Annotated in this window: 16 protein-coding genes; 11 read left to right on the forward strand and 5 right to left on the reverse strand. The window is 65.0% G+C overall.

Features of this window, described 5'->3' with window-relative positions; genetic code table 11:
* Positions 1-51 precede the first annotated feature (51 nt).
* On the forward strand, positions 52-651 hold the full coding sequence (locus tag RX330_RS13685; protein WP_317243340.1) for a YdcF family protein: 600 nt from the start codon (positions 52-54) through the stop codon (positions 649-651).
* Position 652: 1 nt separating this feature from the next.
* On the opposite strand, the gene RX330_RS13690 is transcribed toward RX330_RS13685, so the two are convergent.
* Positions 653-1,996 (reverse strand): PLP-dependent aminotransferase family protein, encoded by a 1,344-nt coding sequence (locus RX330_RS13690; RefSeq protein WP_212091624.1) that lies wholly within the window; start codon positions 1,994-1,996, stop codon positions 653-655.
* A 184-nt stretch (positions 1,997-2,180) separates the two neighbouring features.
* Between RX330_RS13690 and RX330_RS13695 the strand changes: the two genes are divergently transcribed.
* Entirely contained in the window at positions 2,181-2,417 is a 237-nt protein-coding gene (locus RX330_RS13695; RefSeq protein ID WP_317243341.1) for a DUF1127 domain-containing protein, read from the forward strand.
* Between the two features lie 1,065 nt (positions 2,418-3,482).
* Here the strand turns inward: RX330_RS13695 and RX330_RS13700 are convergent.
* The 4 genes from RX330_RS13700 to RX330_RS13715 all read right to left on the reverse strand — a co-directional run bounded on the left by RX330_RS13700 (position 3,483) and on the right by RX330_RS13715 (position 7,069).
* Positions 3,483-3,635 carry a hypothetical protein gene (locus tag RX330_RS13700; RefSeq protein WP_249153617.1) on the reverse strand — a complete coding sequence of 51 codons (153 nt, stop codon included), beginning with the start codon at positions 3,633-3,635 and terminating at the stop codon, positions 3,483-3,485.
* 1,342 nt (positions 3,636-4,977) lie between these two features.
* Positions 4,978-5,784, reverse strand: a complete 807-nt coding sequence (locus tag RX330_RS13705; protein WP_212091630.1) for a transglutaminase-like domain-containing protein — start codon at positions 5,782-5,784, stop codon at positions 4,978-4,980.
* 272 nt (positions 5,785-6,056) lie between these two features.
* On the reverse strand, positions 6,057-6,482 hold the full coding sequence (locus RX330_RS13710) for a universal stress protein (protein WP_212091632.1): 426 nt from the start codon (positions 6,480-6,482) through the stop codon (positions 6,057-6,059).
* 50 nt (positions 6,483-6,532) lie between these two features.
* Positions 6,533-7,069 carry a SixA phosphatase family protein gene (locus RX330_RS13715; RefSeq protein WP_212091634.1) on the reverse strand — a complete coding sequence of 179 codons (537 nt, stop codon included), beginning with the start codon at positions 7,067-7,069 and terminating at the stop codon, positions 6,533-6,535.
* A 153-nt stretch (positions 7,070-7,222) separates the two neighbouring features.
* Between RX330_RS13715 and RX330_RS13720 the strand changes: the two genes are divergently transcribed.
* From RX330_RS13720 to RX330_RS13760, 9 genes are all read left to right on the forward strand, one after another.
* Positions 7,223-8,692 carry an NAD(P)/FAD-dependent oxidoreductase gene (locus tag RX330_RS13720; protein ID WP_317243342.1) on the forward strand — a complete coding sequence of 490 codons (1,470 nt, stop codon included), beginning with the start codon at positions 7,223-7,225 and terminating at the stop codon, positions 8,690-8,692.
* Between the two features lie 86 nt (positions 8,693-8,778).
* Entirely contained in the window at positions 8,779-9,291 is a 513-nt protein-coding gene (msrB, locus tag RX330_RS13725) for a peptide-methionine (R)-S-oxide reductase MsrB (RefSeq protein WP_212091638.1), read from the forward strand.
* Positions 9,292-9,571: 280 nt separating this feature from the next.
* Positions 9,572-11,824: a flagellar hook-basal body complex protein gene (locus RX330_RS13730; RefSeq protein ID WP_212091640.1), complete on the forward strand. Its 2,253-nt coding sequence runs from the start codon at positions 9,572-9,574 to the stop codon at positions 11,822-11,824.
* Positions 11,825-11,859: 35 nt separating this feature from the next.
* Positions 11,860-13,743: a flagellar hook-associated protein FlgK gene (gene flgK, locus RX330_RS13735; protein WP_317243343.1), complete on the forward strand. Its 1,884-nt coding sequence runs from the start codon at positions 11,860-11,862 to the stop codon at positions 13,741-13,743.
* Between the two features lie 21 nt (positions 13,744-13,764).
* Entirely contained in the window at positions 13,765-15,648 is a 1,884-nt protein-coding gene (locus tag RX330_RS13740) for a flagellar protein (protein WP_317243344.1), read from the forward strand.
* A 71-nt stretch (positions 15,649-15,719) separates the two neighbouring features.
* The gene (locus RX330_RS13745; protein ID WP_317243345.1) at positions 15,720-16,505 is read left to right on the forward strand and encodes a hypothetical protein; all 786 of its coding nucleotides are present in this window, start codon (positions 15,720-15,722) and stop codon (positions 16,503-16,505) included.
* Between the two features lie 10 nt (positions 16,506-16,515).
* Positions 16,516-18,138, forward strand: a complete 1,623-nt coding sequence (locus RX330_RS13750; RefSeq protein WP_317243346.1) for a hypothetical protein — start codon at positions 16,516-16,518, stop codon at positions 18,136-18,138.
* 1 nt (position 18,139) lies between these two features.
* A complete protein-coding gene (locus RX330_RS13755; RefSeq protein WP_212091656.1) occupies positions 18,140-19,393 on the forward strand; it encodes a hypothetical protein in 1,254 nt (417 codons plus the stop codon).
* On the forward strand, positions 19,390-20,889 hold the full coding sequence (locus RX330_RS13760; RefSeq protein WP_317243347.1) for a pyridoxal phosphate-dependent decarboxylase family protein: 1,500 nt from the start codon (positions 19,390-19,392) through the stop codon (positions 20,887-20,889). The genes RX330_RS13755 and RX330_RS13760 overlap by 4 nt, the downstream gene beginning before the upstream one ends.
* The last annotated feature ends 72 nt before the right edge of the window (positions 20,890-20,961 follow it).

Genomic DNA, 20,961 nt, shown 5'->3' on the forward strand with positions numbered 1-20,961 from the left:
AGCAATCAAACGTGACTTCGCGTCGCGGCGCCGACGTCGCATCTTGCGTTCATGTCAGTCGTGGACCGCAGCACCCGTCTGCCGACGGCAGATGAGATCGCCAGAATCAACCGCACCCATCTGATCGACACGCCGCTGCGGCCAGCCGACCTGCTGTTCATGTTCGGCACCCGCGAAGATGTGGGCTTACGTGCCGGCACTGCCGTAAGGCTCTGGCGCGAGGGTCTATTCCGCTGGTCGATTGTCAGCGGCGGTATGACGCCGGGCTCGGAGCAAACCGAGTGCACGATCATCAAGTCGGCGATGATCGCGGCGGGCATTCCGGCGGACGTTATCCTTGAGGAGCATCGCGCGATGAACACCGGCGAGAACGTGATCTTCTCGCTTCCGGTGATCGATGCGGCGCTCGGACTGCGGAACATCCGCAGCGTGATCTGCCTCGGCAACACCTGGACCGCGCGGCGTTACCCGATGACGCTGCAGAGGCATTGGCCGGAGGTCGAGAAGATGCTGCTCACTGTCGACAGCTTCGCGACGCCGCGTTCGCTCTGGCATACCGATGCCGAATTTCGCCGCCGCATGCTGCACGAATGGGACAAGATCGAGCCCTACAAAGCGAGTGGCTTCATCGCGGATTGGCCGGAGATCTGAGCTACTCCGTCGAGTCGAAATCCTCTTCCTTGGTGCCGAGCAGCGACACGATGGTGCGCAGGCCGGAATCGAGCTGCTCGAAGGTGGGTGGGGCGAGTGCGAGGCGCACCGCGTTCGGTGCGTGGCCGTGGGCGATGGCGAAGGTGGAGGACGGCGTCAGCGCGATGCCGCGCCTCGCCGCCGCCGCCACGAAGGTCTGCGAGCGCCAGTGCGGCGGCAGCGTCAGCCACAGATGGTAGGAGCGCGGGTCGGCGGCGAGCTGGTAGCCGGCCAGCAGCCGTGCAGCGGTCTGCTGGCGCCGGGCGGCATCGATCCGCTTCAGCCGCGTCAGCTCGGCGACGGTGCCGTCGGCCATCAGCCGCTGCCCGGATGCGAGCGCGTAGCCCGAGGCGATCCAGCCGCCGGTCCGCACCGCGCTCATCACGCTTTCGCGCAAGCGAGGCGGCGCCACGAGGATCCCGAGCGCAAGGCCCGGCGCGACCTTCTTGGACAGACTGTCGATCACGATACAGCGGTCCGGCCCGAGGGCGGCCAGCGGCGTGTCGTCGGCGAGGAAGCCGTAGACGGCGTCCTCGATGATGGTGAGGTCGAGCTTCTCGGCGACGCGTATGATGTCGGCGCGCCGCGTTGCGGTCATGGTGACGCCGAGGGGGTTCTGGATGATGGGCTGGAGATACAGCGCCGACAGATGCGCCTCGCGATGCGCCTTCTGGATGGCGTCGGGCCGCGCGCCATGCTCGTCCATGGGAATCGGGACCAGCGTCACGCCAAGCCGCGCGGCGATGCTCTTGACGTAAGGATAGGTCAGCGCCTCGACGCCGCAGCGGCCGCCGGTCGGGACGAGTGCCGCGAGCGCGGCCGCGAGCGATTGCTTGCCGTTGGCGGTGAAGACGATCTGCTCGGCCTGCGGGGCGAAATCCTTCCGCGCGAGATAGGCGGCGGCGGCATTGCGCGCGCTCCTGGTGCCGGTACTGGTCGAGACGCGCAGCGCGGATTCAAGTGCGTCGACGCGCTCGAGGCCTGCAAGGCTCTTGGCGATCATCGCCCATTGCTGCGGCAGCAGCGGATAATTGACCTCGAAATCGATCCGCGCATCGCGCGGCTCGCTCAAGGCCTCGACCTCGCGCCTGATGTCGCCGGAGATGAACGTGCCGCGGCCGACTTCGCCGACGACGAGCCCACGGCGGAGCAACTCCGTATAAACCCGGCTCGCGGTCGAGACCGCGATGCCACGGTCATAGGCAAAATTACGCTGCGGCGGCAGACGGTCGCCGGGCCTTAACGTGCCGTTAGCGATATCGACGGCAATGGCATCGGCAAGCTTCACGTACTCGAACTTGGACATTATTGCACCGAGAGCAATGTTTTACTTGCTCCGAGCAGTGTACTGGAGCATTTAAGTTCCATCAAGTTCCGCGATTGAGCCGAGGAGAGCGAGAGCAATCCGACGGCAATGAGGTGCAAGCGCTCGTAGCGTCTGCGCCAACGGCATCGGCTTCGCCGCGTGGGACGACTGCCGGAGAAGAAAAATGACCCTGATCTCACAAACTGCCGGGCGGAGCATACGCCCATCCTCAGCGAGCGGATTTTTTGCAACGCTCGCCAGTGTTGTTTACGCGCTGTTCGATCGCCTGGAGCACCGCTCCGCCGTCAAGACCCTGAACGAACTCGACGACCGCGCCCTGCGCGACATCGGGATTACGCGCAGCCAGATCGAGGACGCCGTCTACGGACAGGTCAAGACCGAGCTGACGCGATACCTGTGAGGCACGTGCGACGCTGATCCCTGCGTGTCCCGGAAGCGCCGCAACGCGCAAGCGTTGCTGCGCAGAGCCGGGACCCAGAAGGCCACGCACTCGCTGATGCATGGGCCCCGGCTTCTGCAGCGCATCGTCGAAAGGACGCTGCGCTGCGTCCGGGGCACGAGACCTTTGTTCAACGACACACATGGTTGATCATCCTCGCGGCGCATTTCGCCCGAGCTTTGCTTCGTCGCTTGCCCTCAATTGAAAGAGGGCGCAGGGAAGACCGGGTGCCGGCCGGGCACCCACGGTCCACTGTGCGAAGGGTAGAGCAAGACTCTGCACAGCGGCATACAGGTGAAGCCAAACAACCGGCCTTCCCTGCGCAGTGGTTTTACGGCTTATGTCGTACTCTCCCCGGGGAGCGTTGCACTATTGCCCCCGTCGCCTTGCGGATGGCTGACGCGTACGTCCGGTTGGACGAGACACATCACCACAAGACTTGACGCACAGACCCCGGGCGTCAGGACCACACGATTTTGCCGTACGCTGATTACACCGGTCGTGTGCGCGACGCTCTCGCTCACGGTTGCCCGCCCTGCGAAGCTCTTCGCGCCGATGCAATCAGCGTCCACCGCCGCCCGGCCCGCTTCGTGACGATCGCGATACGCCCCTCTTCCTTGGGCCAGGTTGCCGCGACACATACGCCCTTTCCGAATTTCGGTAAAGTAGAATGTTTTTCGCGGCGTGCGTTGACCTAGGGCTTGCGTGTTTTGCCCGTCGGGCAACGCAAGGGATTGTACTTTTTGCCGAGCGGAAGGAGCGCAATCCGGGGCGACGAGAAGCGTTCAGCTCAACGCAAAAGGCGTCATGGTCAAAGCGGCTCTTTCAGCGACGCGCTGGGAGGCACTCAGCTTCACTCTTGATTGCGGGATGCAGTCCCGGCGAAAGGCTTTACACAAGCAAACGCCGCCCGCTTGAAATACCGCGCAGGCGGCGCCTGATCAACTCGGGAGGGTGAGAGTAAAATCCCGATACCTGTTGGTCTCCACGCGGAGGCCGTAAGTTCAGCCTGTTGGAGATGAAGCCCTAAAGCGGCGCAAACAGTCCCGGTGAGGTCAGCCACTTGTTGACCTCTCCGGCCACATCGATCTGCCGGGCTTTGCTCAAAAGCTCCGTGCGGCGGATGCCAGCGGGCATCCCTTCGGCCTGCTGACGAAGGTTGAGTGCCTCTTGCGCCATGCGGTATTCGAATGTCGATGATGGTTCTGGGGATCGTCGAGCCGGCATTTTGATGCTCCGCTTCGAGGTTGAGCGGGAGCGCAACTCGCGTCCACACCACCGATAAATGCTAAGGGCCGCTCGGCGGTAACGAGACAATGCGCCCTTATCTCCCGAATAGCGAGGGCTTTGTTCCGTTCGCGCAGGAACTATCGGAAAACAGCCCAGGGCTCGCCGCTGGCTGGATTACTGGTCATCGCTCGAAGGGCGGTTTGAACGATCAACGCGAACAGTTCTGAATTCCATAGGCCCATCAAGCAGGCGCTGCTTTCTCTTCGATTGGTCGTTGGAACTGGCGGAACTGTCGGCCCTGTCATCCAGTACCGCACCGGCCAGATGAAGAGCACGCTTTCGTTGGCGGACCACTCGGCCACCTTTCGCAGTTTCTTTCGTCATTCATCCGACCTTCCGAATTGGAGTGCGACGTTCGGCACACGTCCGAGGTCGGTGAAACCTCAGCAGCCGCGGCATATATTCTTCAGCTTCGCGGCAGTTCGGGCTTCTTCCGCAAGAAACGGGTCCTTGTAGCCTGACGATGGGTCGACGCCCGGTTTCGGCGGATTTGCTTGCTTCGGGGGAAATGCCGCATCGTAACAGGAGAGGCGCGCGCCGGTGCTTTCGATCGCTCGGCAGTTCGGCTCCGCGGCGAAAGCTGCCGGCGTGAAGGTGCCCAGTGCCGATGCCAGCAGAAGCGCCGCGGTCCTTGTTCGGGCCGTCTTCATGTTCGACACCCCATCGGTACTTGGCTCTATTCGCCCAAGTCGCAGGCTCGCCGGTCCAGGCCGGAAGAGCATCCCATTCGGACCAGCGCATCCTGCGCTCCTCGTCTCCGACCCTCACGAAGACAAAGGGAGCATCGTCCCGACCCGTCTTCGAACCGACGAAAACCGCCGGAACGCCGTAGGCATCCCTGATGATTGCCGTGTTTGCCATTCCGCCTCCTGTCTCTGCTCACGCCTTGGCTTGAGTTTTGGTTTTGAGTCGTGGCTTTGGCTCAGGGGGCTGCGCCTGCCAGTTGGCGCAGGGTAATTGAACGGACCTGCCGCTAAAGAACGGCTGAGATCGCGATCACCAGCACCAGGAAGACAGGCACCAATATCGGTGGAACGAGCCACTCACGAATGTCGAATTTGATCAGATCGGACATATGACCGCCTTCTTTCGTTTGAGGCGGGAGCGCGATGCTCTCAGTCACCGATAACAGCCAGGAAGCGCGCGGTGATGCCAACCCTGTAGCACCCATCTTGTCAATTAGCGAGGTCAATCTCGTCCGGCTTGCGCGAAACTGACCACGACGAGCGGCTCACACCAGCTCATCGGTCCACACCTTGAAGCTGATGAGCTCGCCTGGTCCGAAAATATGAACAATCGGAACATCCGCCGCATCGCGGCCTTGGGCGATCAGGACACGGCCGATGCGCGGAGTGTTGTTGCGTGCATCGAAGGTGTACCAGCGACCGCCAAGGTAGGCATCGAACCAACCTGCAAAGTCGCCGGCGGCGTGGGGCGGCGGAATGCCGATATCGCCGAGATAGCCGGTGCAGTAGCGCGCTGGAATGTTCATGCAGCGGCAGAACGCGATGGCGAGATGCGCATAGTCGCGGCATACGCCCTTTCGCTCGTTGAAGACCTCCCATGCCGTCATGGTCGCCCGCGCGTGCTCGTATCCGAACGCGATGTGATGGTGAACAAAATCGCAGATCGCCTGGACGCGAGGCCAGCCGGGCGCCGTCTTCTCGAACAACTTCCAAGCAATGTCGGAAAGCCGATCCGTCTCGCAATACCGGCTGCCGAGCAGATAGAGCAGGGTGTCCGATGGAAGATCCTCGACTGCGTGTTGCGCGGCTGAAGGCACGATTACATCGGGCAAGCCGCTGTCGCGCACCGTTCCGTCGGCAGTAAGGCGCATGCGGCCGCGGGGCGCAACCAGCCGGCTGCACCAGTTCCCGAAGCTGTCGCGGTAGGGCGTGATCGGAACAGAAGGCGAGGTGACGAGGTGATCCGGCACAATAACATCGGATGCCCGCGTAAAATGCGTCCCGACCATCGCGATCAATGGCGTGACTTGCGGGAAGTCGTAGACCATTTCGAAGCCGACCCGGATCTGCATGCTTAGGCCTCGGCTCCAACTGCGCTTACTGGAATCGGCCGCCGGTCGAGCCGTGTTGGCTCGAACTCAGGTCGGCATCGCTGCGACAGTCCGGTCTGCGTCGTCGCTGAAGAGCAAATGGCTACGCAACCGGCCGAATGCAATGACCAGTGCCGCTATGCCTGCCTGTTTTGCCAAGCCAATTGTAACTGCTTCCACATTGTGGCCTGGACGCGCAAAGCGACGTCCGGGATGGGCGATAGGAGTGGTCTCGGGTATCGCCTCCGCCTTCCTCAATGCCTCACCACCAGCACGGAACACTTCGCGTAGCGCACGACGTGGCCGGCGTTGGAGCCGAGGAAATAGGTGCGCATCGCCGGCCGGTGTGAGGTCATCACGATCAGATCGGCCTTCATGTGCACCGCTTCCTCCAGAATTTCGTGATAGATGCCGCCCTGGCGCACCACGCTGGAGATCCGCGCCTGCTCGATGCCGGATTCGCGCGCGACGATGGCGAGCGCCTCTTCCGAGGTCTGGCGCTGCTGCTCGTCGAAATCGGCCGGTACGTATTCGGCCAGCATCACCGGCGTCATCGGCAGCACGTTGAGCAGGCGCACCTGGCCGTTCCAGGTCTGCGACAGGGTTGCCGCGGTCGCGATCGCCGGCTTGGCCAGATCGGTGTCGGCGAGGTCGATGGGCACGAGGATGGACTTGAACATCTGCGCCTCCAAATCTTCCAGTCAGCACGTCTTGTCGGCACGTCGCGCGGTCACCCCGATCGAAGCAGCCTGGGACTGGTGAACAGCACCAGCTTGCCGCGGCGGTAGGCGACGTCACCCCAATCCTTGACGTCAAAGTCCAAGATCGCAAGCCCTGCAGTGGGAAGATTGTCGGCGAGCGCCCTGGCGCCATCAGGATCGCCGCCACCCATCAGCATCAGCGCGGCTTCGTGCATGCCGGGGTTATGCGCGACCAGGAGCAATTGCTTGGGGTCGGCAGGCGCCGTTGCGGTGCGAATTGATTCCAGGATCTGCGCGGGATCGGCGCCGTAGAGTTCCGGCAAAATCTCGACCTGCGGCGTCGGGACGCGGTCCTTCATCGCCTCCCATGCGATGTCCCAGGTCTGCCGGGCCCGGACCGCGTGCGACACCAGCACGGTGTCGGGGAAGGGCGGATGGGTGGCCATCCAGTCGCCGATCCGGGCGGCGTCCTTGTGGCCGCGATCGTCGAGCCGGCGGTCCTGGTCACGGCCGCTCGGCGCGTCGGTCTCGGTCTTGGCGTGACGCAGCAGCATCAAACGGCGCATGGCATTCCCGAATCGTTATCCGTCCAGAATAATCTACAGGCGCCGGTCGAGGACAAGGTGACAGGCGCCCATTTGGTACCAGGTTGTTATTTCCGCATGATCTCATCGGAAAACCGCTGCGCAGTTTTCCGGATCATGCTCTAAGAAAACGACATGAGCGAGACTTTCACAAGCGTGTCCCAGGAAGAAGCCGGCTTTCGCGACCGCACGCGGCTGTCATTCGACCTCGACGCCGACATCTGCGTCATCGGTGCGGGCCTTGCCGGGCTCACCATCGCGCTGGAGGCGGCCCGGCTCGGGGCGAGTGTCGCGGTGCTCGAGGGCCGCCATATCGGCTGGAACGCGTCCGGCAACCAGCTCGGCACCGTGATGCCGGGCTTCGCGCTGCCGCTCACCGATCTGATCGAGCGCGTCGGCTTCGAGGACGCGCGCGAATTGTGGAGGTTGTCGAAGGAGGGCGCCGAATTCGTGCGGGCCAACGCCACGGAAGAGAACATGCCGGGAATCGGCCCTGATGACGGCGTGCTGGAGGTCTCCAACGTCGATGCAGGCGACCGGCTGATCAGCCGGTTGCAGATGCTGAACGAGGATTTCGACACCGAGGTCGAGGGTTGGCAGGTCGATCGCGTTCGCGACGTGCTCAAGACCGATCGCTACTTCCACGGCGTGTACTATCCGAAGGCGTTCCAGGTCGACGGCCGCAAATATGTGCATGGCCTGGCGGCGCTGGCACGGCGGGCAGGCGCCCGCATCTTCGAGGACACGCCCGTCGTCAGCATCGATCATTCCGGCATCCGCAAACGCATCGTCACGCCCTCGGCGCGGCTGCGCGCAACCCATATCGTGCTCGCGGGGAACATTCACCTCGGCGCGCCCTTGCGGCGCCTGTCGGACACGTTGCTGCCGGTCTGGCGCTATGCCGGAATCACGGCGCCGCTTGGTGAGCGCGTGCACGAGCTGATCGCCTTCAAGGGATCGGTGATGGATTCCGACGGCGTCGACCATTTCCGCATCGTCGATGGCGACCGCCTGATGTGGGAGAGTCCGGAGACCACCTGGGCTGCGCGGCCGCAGCGCTTTGCAGGCGCCGTCAGGCGCCGGATCCGCTCGATCTTCCCGACGCTCGGCGATGTCGAGATCACCGAGATGTTCGGCGGCGCCACCGGCCAGACCGTGCACGGCATGCCGCAGATCGGCCAGTTGCGCAAAGGCCTGTGGGTGGCGAGCGGGTTCGGCCGCCAGGGCATGAACACCTCGGCCATGGCCGGGCAGATGATCGCGCGCAGCATCCTGCGGGGCGACGAGCGCTGGAAGCTGTTCTCGCCGTTCGAACTGGTCTGGGCGGGCGGTGCCACCGGGCGCGTCGCAGGTCAGTTGGTCGGAATCTGGAGCAGGGCGAGCTCCGCCGCCGCAGGCTCGCTCGCCCGTTACCGCGAACGGGCCAGGGTCAAGGACGGGGAGCGCGAGGCCCGCCTCGCCGAAGCCAACCGGGCCGCCGGCACCGGTCCGCGCCGCCCGCCGCCCGGCATCCGGCCACGGCCGGCCCCGCCGCCGAAACCCGTGGCCCAAGAGGGAGAACAGGCTGTGGAACCGGCCTCGCAGGAGGCCGGCGTCGCGCGATAGGCCCGAGAAAAATTCCGCCCGGACGTGTAACCTCCGCCGTCGGAAGCCCGTATCTCAGGGGTGGACGCTCCCACACGGAGAATGAGATGTTTGACCGCCGCATCCTGTTGACGACGACCGCCGGCCTGTTCGGCCTTGCGGCCTTCCGCTGGCTGAGAGGAACGCCGGCCGAGGCCGGCGAGAAAGCCGCTGCAAAATTCGAGATCACGAAGACGGACGCCGAATGGCGCGCCCAGCTCACGCCGCAGCAATATGAGATCCTGCGCAAGCACGGCACCGAGCGGCCCGGCTCGAGCCCGCTGCTGAAAGAGCACCGCAAGGGCATCTTCGCCTGCGCCGGCTGCGACCTGCCGTTGTTTGCCTCCGAGACCAAATTCGAGAGCGGCACCGGCTGGCCGAGCTTCTACGCGCCGATCGAAGGCAATGTCGGCAAGACCGAGGACAGAGCCTACGGCATGGTTCGCACCGAGGTGCATTGCCGGCGCTGTGGCGGCCATCTCGGCCACGTCTTCGACGATGGTCCGAAGCCGACCGGATTGCGCTATTGCATCGACGGTTTCGGGCTGGTTTTCCACCCGGCTGCGGCGTCGGCGACCTAGGTTAGGCTTCCGTCATTCCGGGGCGCCCGAAGGGTGAACCCGGAATCTCGAGATGCTCAGGTGCGCACCAGAATTCGGTCCTGCGGGCCGCTCCGGAATGACCTCACGTCCCGGCAATTGTTGCCGGTCCCGGCAATTGTGCCCCGGTCACCAGGCCGGGGCTTTTTCATTAAGTCATTGATTTCTTAGAGATACCCGCATTGGCATAGGCCTTGCGACGGTCTCCCCCGACTGCGGCCCTGGTCGACCGGCCGCCGAGATCGGATTTGGAGACAAAGTTATGGGTATCTTCGATGCAATGAACACCTCGGTGGGTGGCCTGCAGGCGCAGTCCTACGCGCTGCAGAACATTTCCGGCAACATCGCGAACTCATCCACCACCGGCTACAAGGGCATCGGCACCAGCTTCGTCGATCTCATTCCCGACTCCTCGGTGCCGAGCAAGCAGGTCGCGGGCGGCGTGACGGCCAATGCGAAGGCCACCATCACCACGCAGGGCACGATCTCCGGCTCCACCGTCGCCACCAACATGGCGATCACCGGCGACGGCTTCTTCTCGATCCAGAAGGCGAGCGGCGTCGTCGACAACGTGCCTGTCTTCACCGGGGTCACCTATTACACGAGGCGCGGCGACTTCCAGCTCAATGCCAACGGCAATCTGGTCAACGGCGCCGGCTATTACCTGATGGGCGTCACGGTCGACCCGAAGACCGGCAACCCGACCGGCAGCGTGGCAAACGTGCTGCAATTCCAGAACAACTTCATTCCGGCGCAGGCGACCACCTCGATCGAGTACGCCGCGAACCTTCCGACCCAGCCGAACACGGTGGCGAAAACGACCGCGGCGGCCGGCACGCTGCTGGCGGCCGGCGGGCTGAACCCGTCGGACTTCGCCGCCAACCCGCTGCCGGTCGGCACACCTCCCGCGCCCTATGCCAACGCCACGGTCTCGGGCGCAGCCGCCACCGGCAACATCCGTTCGGCCTACTCGTCGACGACGGCCACGGGCACGGTTGCACTCCAGAACAATTCGTCTGCGGTGGCCTCGACCACCACATCGCTCGACAACACGGTCGGCACGCATCTGGCCTCCAGCATTCTCACTGCGCTCAGCGGCCAGACCCTGACCATCAACGGCAATACGATCACCTTCAATGCCGGCACGACGGTCTCGACGGTCGGCAACAACACCACGATCGGTCTCGGCGCGGGCACGACGGCCACCGTGGCGGACATCCTGAACGGGATCCAGACCGCCGGCGGCGCCGGCGTCACGGCCTCGCTCTCCGCCAGCGGCAACATCGTGATATCCAGCGGCACCGGCACCGACGTCGCGGTCGGCAGCGGCACGGCGGCCACCGCGCTCGGCATCAGCAGCGTGACCCGCGGCGGCAACGTGCTGTCATCGCCCGCGATCTCGGGCGCGACAGTGCTGAGCGGCAGCGCGACGGCCGGCGGCGCCCAGGTGCTCTCGTCCAGCTTCGTCGCCGGCGACACCATCACGGTCGATGGTCAGACGCTGACCTTCATGGCCGCCGGTGCGGTGGGCAACAACCAGATCAACGTCACCGACAACATCACGACGCTGCTCGGCAAGATCGACGCCTTGGCCGGCGCATCGGGATCGTCGGTCAGCAGCGGCGGCGTCATCACGCTCAACACCGGCACCGTCTCCAACCTGTCGGTGTCCAGCTCGAACAGCGCCGCCTTCGCCGCGCTCGGCTTCACTTCGACCATCACCAGGAACCGCGACGGCGGCGGCACCGCCGGCACGGGCGGCGTGATCGGCAACGACATCGCGACCTTCACCAAGGAATCGATCAGCGGCGGCGCCGTGACGGCCTACAACGCCGCCGGCACGCCGGTGAACCTGCAATTGCGCTGGGCCAAGACCGACAGCGCCTCGCTGGGCGCGGGTCATTCGGACAGCTGGAACCTGTTCTACCAGACCGACCCGAACGCGACCGGCACGACCGTCGGCTGGGTCAATACCGGCCAGACTTTCACCTTTGCCAACGACGGCTCGCTGACCTCGCCAAGCGGCTCGGGCATCACCATCAACAATGTCAGCGTCAGTGGTCAGTCGCTCGGCTCGGTCGCCTTCAACATCTCCTCGGGCGGACTGACGCAATATGCCAGCACCAGCGGCGCGGTGACCATCAACACCATCACCCAGAACGGCTATGCCGCCGGCCAGCTTCGCTCGGTCGCCGTCAACAACAACGGCATCGTGGTCGGAACCTTCTCGAACGGCCAGAACCTCAACCTCGCGCAGGTGCAGCTGTCGCACTTCAACGGCACCAACTATCTGAAGGCGATGGACGGCGGCGCCTATGCCGCGACCGAGCAGTCGGGCGACGCCATCGACGGCGCTTCGGGCACCATCAGCGGCTCGTCGCTGGAAGGATCCAACACCGACATCGCCGACGAATTCACCAAGCTGATCGTGACCCAGCAGGCCTATTCGGCCAACACCAAGGTGATCACGACCGCGAATTCGATGGTTCAGGATCTCTTGAACGTGTTGCGCTGATCGGCGCGTAACGTAACCAAAGGCGGGTCAGTGATATGGGTTTGAGTTCAGCCCTCGCCAGTGCGATGAGCGGCCTGCGTGCCAACCAGGCCGCGCTCTCGATCGTCTCCTCGAACGTCGCAAACTCGCAGACGCCGGGTTACGTCGTCCAGAGGGCGAACCAGATCGAGGTCACTACCGGCGAGTTCGGCGCGACGGCGATGACGACCGGCGTCAGCCGGGAGCTCGACACCTACGTGCTGAACCAGCTGCGCACCGAGACCGGCGGCAGCGGTTACGCCGACCAGATGGCCAATATCCTGAAGCAGCTTCAGAGTGTCTATGGCACGCCCGGCAATTCCGGTACGCTCGAAACCGCGCTGAACAATTTCACGAGCGCGCTCCAGGCGCTGTCGACCAGTTCGGGGGCGTCGTCGGCGCAGACCGTCGCGCTCGGCGCGGCGCAGGCGCTGGCGCAGCAGCTCAACGTCACCACCAAGGGCATCCAGTCGCTGCGCTCCAACGTCGAGCAGGATCTCGGCAATTCGGCGCAGGCCGCCAATGTGGCGATGAAGCAGATTGCCGACATCAACACCAAGCTCCAGGGCCTGTCGGCCAACGATCCCTCGGCCGCCACGCTGATGGACCAGCGCGACCAGGCCATCAACACGCTGTCGAACTATGTCGACGTCCGCGTCACCACCGACGGTTCGAACCAGGCCAACATCTACACCACCACCGGCATCCAGCTGGTCGGCGCCGGGCTCGCCTCGGAATTCTCCTTTGCCTCCGCCGGCGCGCTGTCGGCGACCTCGCTCTACAACATCGACCCGGCCAAATCCGGCGTCGGTGCGTTCAACATCAAGCTGCCGAACGGCTCGCAGATCGACGTCGTCGCCAACAACGTGGTGTCGTCCGGCCAGATCGCGGCCGACCTGAAGCTGCGCGACGAGGTGCTGGTGCAGGCGCAGAACCAGATCGACCAGCTCGCGGCCACGATGGCGAGCGCGCTGTCCGACAAGACCACGGCCGGCAGCACGGTGTCCGGTCCGCCGGCCGGGTTCGATCTCGACCTCGCCGGTGCCATGCCGGGCAATAGTGTCAACATCACCTACACGGACACCGTGACCAATACCCAGCGTCAGATCACGCTGGTCAACGTGACCGATCCGGCGGCGCTGCCGCTTCAGAACGCGACGAATGCCAACCCGATGCGGGTCGGCATCAATTTCGCCGGCGGCATGGGCGCAATCGCCTCCGCGCTGAACACCGCGCTATCAGGTTCGCATCTGTCTTTCTCCGCCGCTCCGTCGCCCGCGACAGCCACGACGCTGCGGGTGACCGACGACAATACCGGCCTCACCAAGCTCAATTCGGCCTCGACCAGCAAGACGATCTCGTCGCTGACCTCGGGCAATCCGCAACTGCCGCTGTTCACCGACGGCGGACAGGCGCTCTACACCGGCGCGATCACCGGCTCGGGCTCGCAGATGACCGGACTTGCCGGGCGCATCGCCGTGAACACGCAGCTGGTCAACGACCCGACCAGGATGTCGATCTACAGCACTTCGCCGGTGACGCCCGCGGGCGACACCACGCGGTCGGACTATCTCTATTCGCAGCTCACTTCGGCGGTGTTCTCCTATTCGCCGCAGAGCGGTCTCGGCTCGGCGAACCAGCCCTTCAGCGGCAGCGTCTCGAACTATCTCCAGCAATTCCTGAGCGTGCAGGCCAACGCAGCGACCCAGGCCACTCAGCTCCAGCAGGGCCAGAGCGTCGTGGTCTCGACGCTCCAGGCCAAGTTCAACTCGACCGCCAGCGTCAATCTCGACTCCGAGATGTCGAACCTGATCCAGCTCCAGAATGCCTATGCCGCCAATGCGCACGTGATGTCGGTGGTGCAGAGCATGATGAACACGTTGCTCCAGGCTCAAGGGTAACAAGTAACAGGGCTCTGAAACATGTCGATCAGCAGCATCAACTACTCTTCGTCGGTTCTCGGCTCGCAGATCCGCAACATCAATCAGCAGCTCACCGACCTGTCGACGCAGCTCTCGACCGGCAAGCTGTCGCAGAATTATGCCGGCATGGGCACCAACGAGGGCTTTGCGATCGCCGGGCGCGCGCAGCTCTCCAACATCGCCGCCTATACCGACACGATCACCAACGTCAATGTCAGCATCAACCTCGCCAACACCGCGCTGCAGTCGCTGACGAAGATACGCAGCACGGTGCAGACGGGCTCCGCCAACACCGCGCAGGATCTCAACGTCAACGGCCAGACCATCGCGCAGAACACCGCCGCAGCCCAATTCGGCTCGATGGTCGGCGTGCTCAACACGCAGACCGGCAGCCGCTATCTGTTCTCGGGAACGGCCGTCAACACCCAGCCGGTTGCGGATGCCGGCGACATCATCAACGGCACGACCACCCAGGCGGGATTCAAGACCGTGATGGCGGAGCGCCAAGCCGCCGATCTCGGCGCGAACGGCATGGGCCGCCTGGTGCAGACGCAGCCGACACCGAGCTCGGTTCAGGTGTCGGAGGACGTCGCGGGCTCGCCGTTCGGCCTCAAGCTCAAGGCGGTCTCCTCGACGCTGACGGGCGCGACCATCACCGGCCCGAGCGGATCTCCGGTGTCGTTCTCGGTCGATCTCAACGGCATCAATCCGAACAACGGCGACAAGCTCAGCGTCCAGTTCACGCTGCCGGACGGCACGACCGAGCAGATCGACCTGACGGCGTCGACGGCGACGCCGACGCCGCTCGGCAGCTTCGCGATCGATGCGAGTACCCCGGTCGACCCGAACAATACGGCCGCGAACCTCAACACGGCGCTGAACACCGCGATCACGAAGCTCGCCAACACCTCGCTGGTCGCGGCCTCCGCGGTCGTCGCCGGCGACAATTTCTTCAACACCGCCAGTTCTGCGATCGGCACGCCCGTCAACAACCAGGCGGCGCCGCCGGCGCCGATCAGCGGCGCGACGGCGCTGTCCGGCGCAAGCCCGTCGGACTCGATTTCGCCGGGCTTCGTCGCCGGCGACACCATCACCGTCAACGGCACCACGCTCACCTTCGTCAGTTCGGGCGCAACCGGCGACCAGCTCAACGTCACCGACAGCATCCAGACGCTGATGAGCAAGATCGACGCGATCACGGGCACGTCGAAGCCGTCGACCGTCCATGGCGGCTCGATCACGATCAACACCGACGATGCGGCCAGCCTGAACATCACCAGCTCCAATACGGGAGCGCTGGGTTCGCTTGGTTTCGGCGCGACGCCCGTGACCGCCACCCAGCCGCCGCTGCGCGTAGGCTCCTCGCCCGCGAGCTCGGCGACTACCCTGGTCAACGGTTCGGCCACCACCGTGAAATGGTACCAGGGCAATGACGGGCCCGGCTCGGCGCGCTCGACCGCGATGGCGCGGGTCGACGATGCCGTGACGGTGCAGTATGGCGCCCAGGCGAATGAGGACGCGATCCGCCGGCAATTGCAGGCGACCGCCGTGTTCGGCACCTTCTCGACCTCGCCGACCGGCCAGTATTCTGGCGGGCAGGTCGCCGCGCTGAGCCTGCGCGTGACGCAGGCGCTGACCCAGCAGCCTGGTCAGCAGCGCATCGAGGACATCCAGACCGACATCGCGATGGCCCAGAACACGATGAAGGATGCGAGCACGCGCCAGACCCAGGCCAAGGCGCAAATTCAGACCATCATCGACCAGGCGGAATCGGCCTCGCCCGACCAGGTCGCGAGCGAGATCCTGGCGCTCCAGAACGCGCTGCAGGCCTCCTATCAGGTGACCTCGAACCTGGCGCAGCTCTCGCTCGTCAAGTTCCTTTAAGGCCGCGTTAAGACGCCGTTAACCATGCCTCTTTACCTCTTGGTGAGGATTGGAGCGGGGCGGAGCTGCCGATGTCGGACAAGATGCAATTGGTGGTGGCAACGCCGTGCTTCGGCGGGCAGGTGTCGAGCATCTATGCGAGCTCGATCTTCGCGCTGCAGCGTGCCGTGCACGGCATGGCCAATCTCGAGCTCAAGGTGCTCCTGCGCGACGGCGACGCGCTGATCACCCGCGCCCGGGCCAATCTGGCCGCGATGTTCCTGGACGATCCCAAGGCGACCCATTTCCTGTTCATCGACGCCGATATCGGCTTCAAGCCGGAGCAGGTGTTCCGGCTGATCGAATGCGGCGCGGACGTCGTCGCCGGCTGCTATCCGATCAAGCGGGTCAACTGGGACAAGGCGGCGCGGGCGATCCAGTCGGGCCGGGCCGACGTGCCGGCGGCTTCGCTGGACTACGTGCTCGAGATCGAGGATCCCGACCGTATCGTCGTGGTCAACGGCTTTACCCGCGTGCGCTATGCCGGCACGGGCTTCCTGATGATCCGGCGCCACGTGCTGGAGGCGATGTGCCGCCATCCGAATTATGCGAGCCTGCAATTCTTCCGCGAGCATTCGCACGATACGCTCGTCGCGAGCCAGAACCGGTTCGCGCTGTTCGAATGCATGATCGATCCGGCGACCGGCACGTACCTCTCCGAGGACTTCGCCTTCTGCAAGCGCTGGACCGATATCGGCGGCGAGATCTGGGCCGACATCCAGAGTTCGCTCGATCACGTCGGACCGTCGGTGTTCCACGGCGACATCGCCTCGCAATTCGCACCGGCGCCCGCGGCGGCGGCAGATGCCGCGGCGTGAGCCTGCCGGGATGAGTGCCGGCGCATCCCATCCGTCAGAACCGGAACGCGCATCCAACGGCGGCTCGCGCTACCACCTGCGCGATCTCTTCACACCGCTCGACACGCTGCTTGTCTCCGGCGGCGATCCTCGGCTGGCGCTCGACCCGAGGAATCGCGCCAACGCCTATGGCTGCGCGGCCTCGCCGGAGCCGGAGATCTGGAATTTCGCCTCCTCGACCGCGTCGACGATCTCGCAAGCGGCCTATGACCGCGCCGCGCTGGCGCGCGAAGAACTGATGCACAAATGCCTGTTCGACGAGGTCGAAATCGCATTCGATGCGCGCTGCGAGGAGATGCGAGAGGAGCTGCGCGGCCATCTCCAGCTTCCGCCGCGCGTCGATGTCGTGTTCTCGCCCTCCGGCACGGACTCCCAGATCCACGCCCTGTTCCTGGCGGGCGCGGCGCTCGGAGCGCGGCCGGTGACGATCGTGGTCGGGGCCGACCAGACCGGAAGCGGGACCACCCATACCGCCCGCGGGCACCATTTCAGCTCCATGACGGCGAGCGGAATTGCGGTTCGCAAGGACGGCGCGGTTGCGGGGCTCGCCGGATCCAGCATCGCGTTGCCGTTGCTCGGACCTGGGATCGCGATGCGCGCGGACGCCGATGCCGCGGTGCTGCATGCGATCGAGACCACGATCGGGCAAGGTGTGCCCGTGCTGCTCCAGATCATGGATTCCTCGAAGCTCGGGTGGCGTGCACCGAGCGCGGCCTGCCTCGATGAGATCGCGCGGCGCTGGCCGCGCAAGGTCCAGATCGTCGTCGACGCCTGTCAGGCCCGGCTCGGCCGCCGCCGGCTGCGCTCCTATCTCGACCGCGGCTATATGGTGCTGATGTCAGGCTCGAAATTTTTCGGTGGGCCTGCCTTCAGCGGTGCGCTGCTGGTGCCCAAGGGCCTCTCGCGATCGCTCGAACGGGTCGAGAGAATAGCGCCCGGCATCTTCGACTATGCCGGCCGTTGCGATTGGCCGATGGCCTGGACGGCGCTGCGTTCGCGCTTCGAGCGCCGTCCGAACTTCGGCCAATGGCTGCGCTGGGAGGCAGCGCTTGCCGAGATCGGCAGCTACTACGCCGTGCCGGGCGCTTTCCGCGCCAAGGTGCTGGCCGAACTCGCCGCCGGCATCGACAGCATGATCGCGTTGTCGCCGTCGCTTCGCTCCGTTCCAGGCGCGGCCAGGACGGCGAACGTGGATGACGAGGAATTTGCGCAAACCACGATCTTTCCGTTCATGCTGTTGCGCGGCGGAAAACCGGTTCCGATCGCCGAGACCAGCGCGATTCATCGGGCGATGGCACGTGACATGAACGAGGAGATCAGCGGCAGCGCGGCGGACCGGCAGGTCGCCGCGCAGCGCTGCCTGATCGGCCAGCCGGTCCGTTTGGAGCGGCAGGATTGGGCATCGCAGGCCGTGCTGCGCCTTTGCGTCGGCGCCCGGCTCGTGACCGAGATCTGGTCGCCGGACGCGGCGGAGGCGGGGCGCAACGTGCAGCGCGTGCTCGATCGCATCGCCCATGTCCTGGTAAAGATCGAGCTGCTGCTTGACCGTGGCGCAGCCGCGGCCGTGCCGTTAAACTCCGCGTTCGAGGTGTGAGATGCAGCATCCGGTTTCCGCGCCCATCGGCATGATTGCGGCGAACTATGCCGACCGCATCGGCTTTGCGGAGCTGACGCGCCGGGCCTTCGAAGGCGTCGACCTGCATCCGTTGCGCGACCAGCTCGTCGCGCGGATCGCGGCGGGGACCGCGCTCGCGGGCGAAGCGCTGGATCTGTCGTTGGTCAACCAGCTTCTCGGCGACAAGGATCAAGGGCTCGCGATCCAGTCGGAGGTGCTCGCCTTCCATCAATTGTTTCGCACGCCGAGCGCTGCTCCGAAACCGGGCCTGCGCGTGCTCGCGCTTGCAGCCGACATCGATATGGGCGGCAACACGCCGATCGATTTTCTGCTCGAAGGCTCCGACGTCGAGCTGTTGACGCTCTACGTTATCAAGGGCGTCGGTCTGCCGGAGAATTTGCCCGAGCACGACGTTGCCATCGTGGTCGCCTCCGATTCCGAGGAATGCCGCGAGGCGCTCGCCTTGATCGCGAAGGCCGCGCCGCACTGGCCGCGACCGCTGCTCAATCGTCCCGACCGCATCGGCAATCTCGATCGCGACAAGTTGTATCGGCTGCTGGCCGGCGTGCCGGGCCTCGACATTCCCGCGACCATCCACGCGACGCGCGCGCAATTATCGGATCTTTCGCGAGAGCAGATCGCTTGCGTGGACATTGCGGATGAGCTGCGCTTTCCGATGATCGCGCGGCCGCGCGGCTCGCATGCCGGCGTCGGGCTCGCGAAGCTCGACGATGCGGCTGCGCTCGCGGCTTATCTTTCGGGGCGGGACGAACAGGATTTCTTCGTCGCGCGCTTCGTCGACTATGTGAACCCGGACGGGCTCTACCGCAAATATCGTCTCGCGATGGTCGACGGCAAGCCTTACGCCTGCCACATGGCGATCGCCGACCGCTGGGATATCTGGTATCTCAACGCCTACATGGCGTTCAGCGAGGAGAAGCGGGCCGAGGAAGCCGTCTTCATGCGCGAGTTCGACAACGCCTTCGCGGCACGCCACAGACGCGCGCTCGACGAGATGAGCAGGCGGGTCGGCCTCGATTATTTCATCGTCGATTGCGCCGAGAACCAGCAGGGCGAGCTTCTGGTCTTCGAAGCCGACAACACCGCCGTCGTGCACAACATGGATTCGCCGGACGTGTTTCCTTACAAGCCGCCGCAGATGCGCAGGATCTTCGCGGCGTTCTCGACGATGCTGTCGCGGCATGCAAGAGTAGGCGAGGGGCGCGCAACATGAACGAGATCATCCGCAACGCGCAAAGCGCCACTGCGCATGCCTCGCTCGACCCGCAGGACTGGAGTGCGTTTCGCGCGCTCGCCCATCGCATGCTGGACGAGACGATCGACGGCATCGCCAACGTCCGCTCGCGTCCCGTCTGGCAGCCGATCCCCGATGGCGTGCGTGCCGCATTCAAGGCCGACGTGCCGCGCGAGGCGAGCGACCTTGCCGAAGTCTATCGCGAGTTCGCCGAACACATCGCTCCCTATGCGACCGGCAACGTCCATCCCGGCTTCATGGGCTGGGTGCATGGCGGCGGCACCGCGGTCGGCATGCTCGCGGAAATGCTCGCAGCCGGCCTCAACGCCAATCTCGGCGGGCGGGATCACATGCCGATCGAGGTCGAGCGTCAGATCGTCGACTGGATGCGGCGCCTGTTCGCCTTTCCGGAGAGCGCGAGCGGCATCTTCGTCACGGGCACGTCGATGGCCAATCTGATGGCGGTGCTGGTGGCGCGCACGGCTGCGCTCGGCACGCTGGCGCGGCAGTACGGCATCGGCAATGACGGTGCGCTGCTCACGGCCTACACGTCGCAGGCCGCGCATGGCTGCGTCTCCAGGGCGATGGACATTGCCGGGCTCGGCACCGATGCGCTGCGCAAGATCGGCGTCGATACCGATCATCGCATCGACGTCGCGGCGCTGCGCGCGCAGATCACCGTTGATCGCGAAGTCGGCTTCAAGCCGTTCCTGGTCGTCGCGTCCGCCGGCACGGTGGACATCGGTGCGATCGACGACCTCAAGGCGATCGCGGAGCTGTGTCGAGAGGAAGGCATCTGGTTTCACGTCGACGGCGCTTTCGGTGCGCTCGCGATTCTCTCGCCCGAGCTCGCGCCACAGCTCGGCGGCATCGAGCTTGCCGATTCCATTGCACTCGATTTCCACAAATGGGGACAGGTGCCCTACGATGCCGGCTTCCTGCTGGTGCGTGACGGCGAGCAGCATCGGCAGGCCTTTGCGCAGCCGGCGGCCTATCTGCGCCGCGAGGCGAGGGGGCTTGCGGCGGGGGCCGTCTGGCCCTGCGATCTCGGACCTGATCTGTCGCGCGGCTTCCGCGCGCTGAAGACGTGGTTCACGCTGAAGACGTTCGGCACCGACCGGCTGGGTGCGACGATTGCGCGGAGCTGCGCGCTGGCGAAGTATCTCGAAACGCGCGTGCTGGCCGAGCCGCGGCTGGAATTGCTGGCTCCGGTCAACCTCAACATCGTCTGCTTCCGCTACCGCGCCGATGATGCGGCCAATCGCGAGATCGTCGCCGACATTCAAGAGTCCGGAATTGCAGCGCCCTCGAGCACGACGCTGGACGGCAGGTTTGCGATCCGTGCCGCGATCGTCAATCACCGCACCGAGGAGGCGGACATCGACGCGCTGGTCGCGGCGGTGCTGGACTTCGGCAGTCGGCGCTGCGGCGACGATGTGATCGAGATCGAGGCGCCGCCGCTCGCGGCGCAATAGCACTGGTGCATGCCGGAAACGACGACGGCCCCGGAGGCGATCCGGGGCCGTTGTGGTTTTCGGGAGGGAGCG

Origin of the sequence: Bradyrhizobium sp. NDS-1 (assembly GCF_032918005.1) — a bacterium.
Classification (GTDB): domain Bacteria; phylum Pseudomonadota; class Alphaproteobacteria; order Rhizobiales; family Xanthobacteraceae; genus Bradyrhizobium; species Bradyrhizobium tunisiense.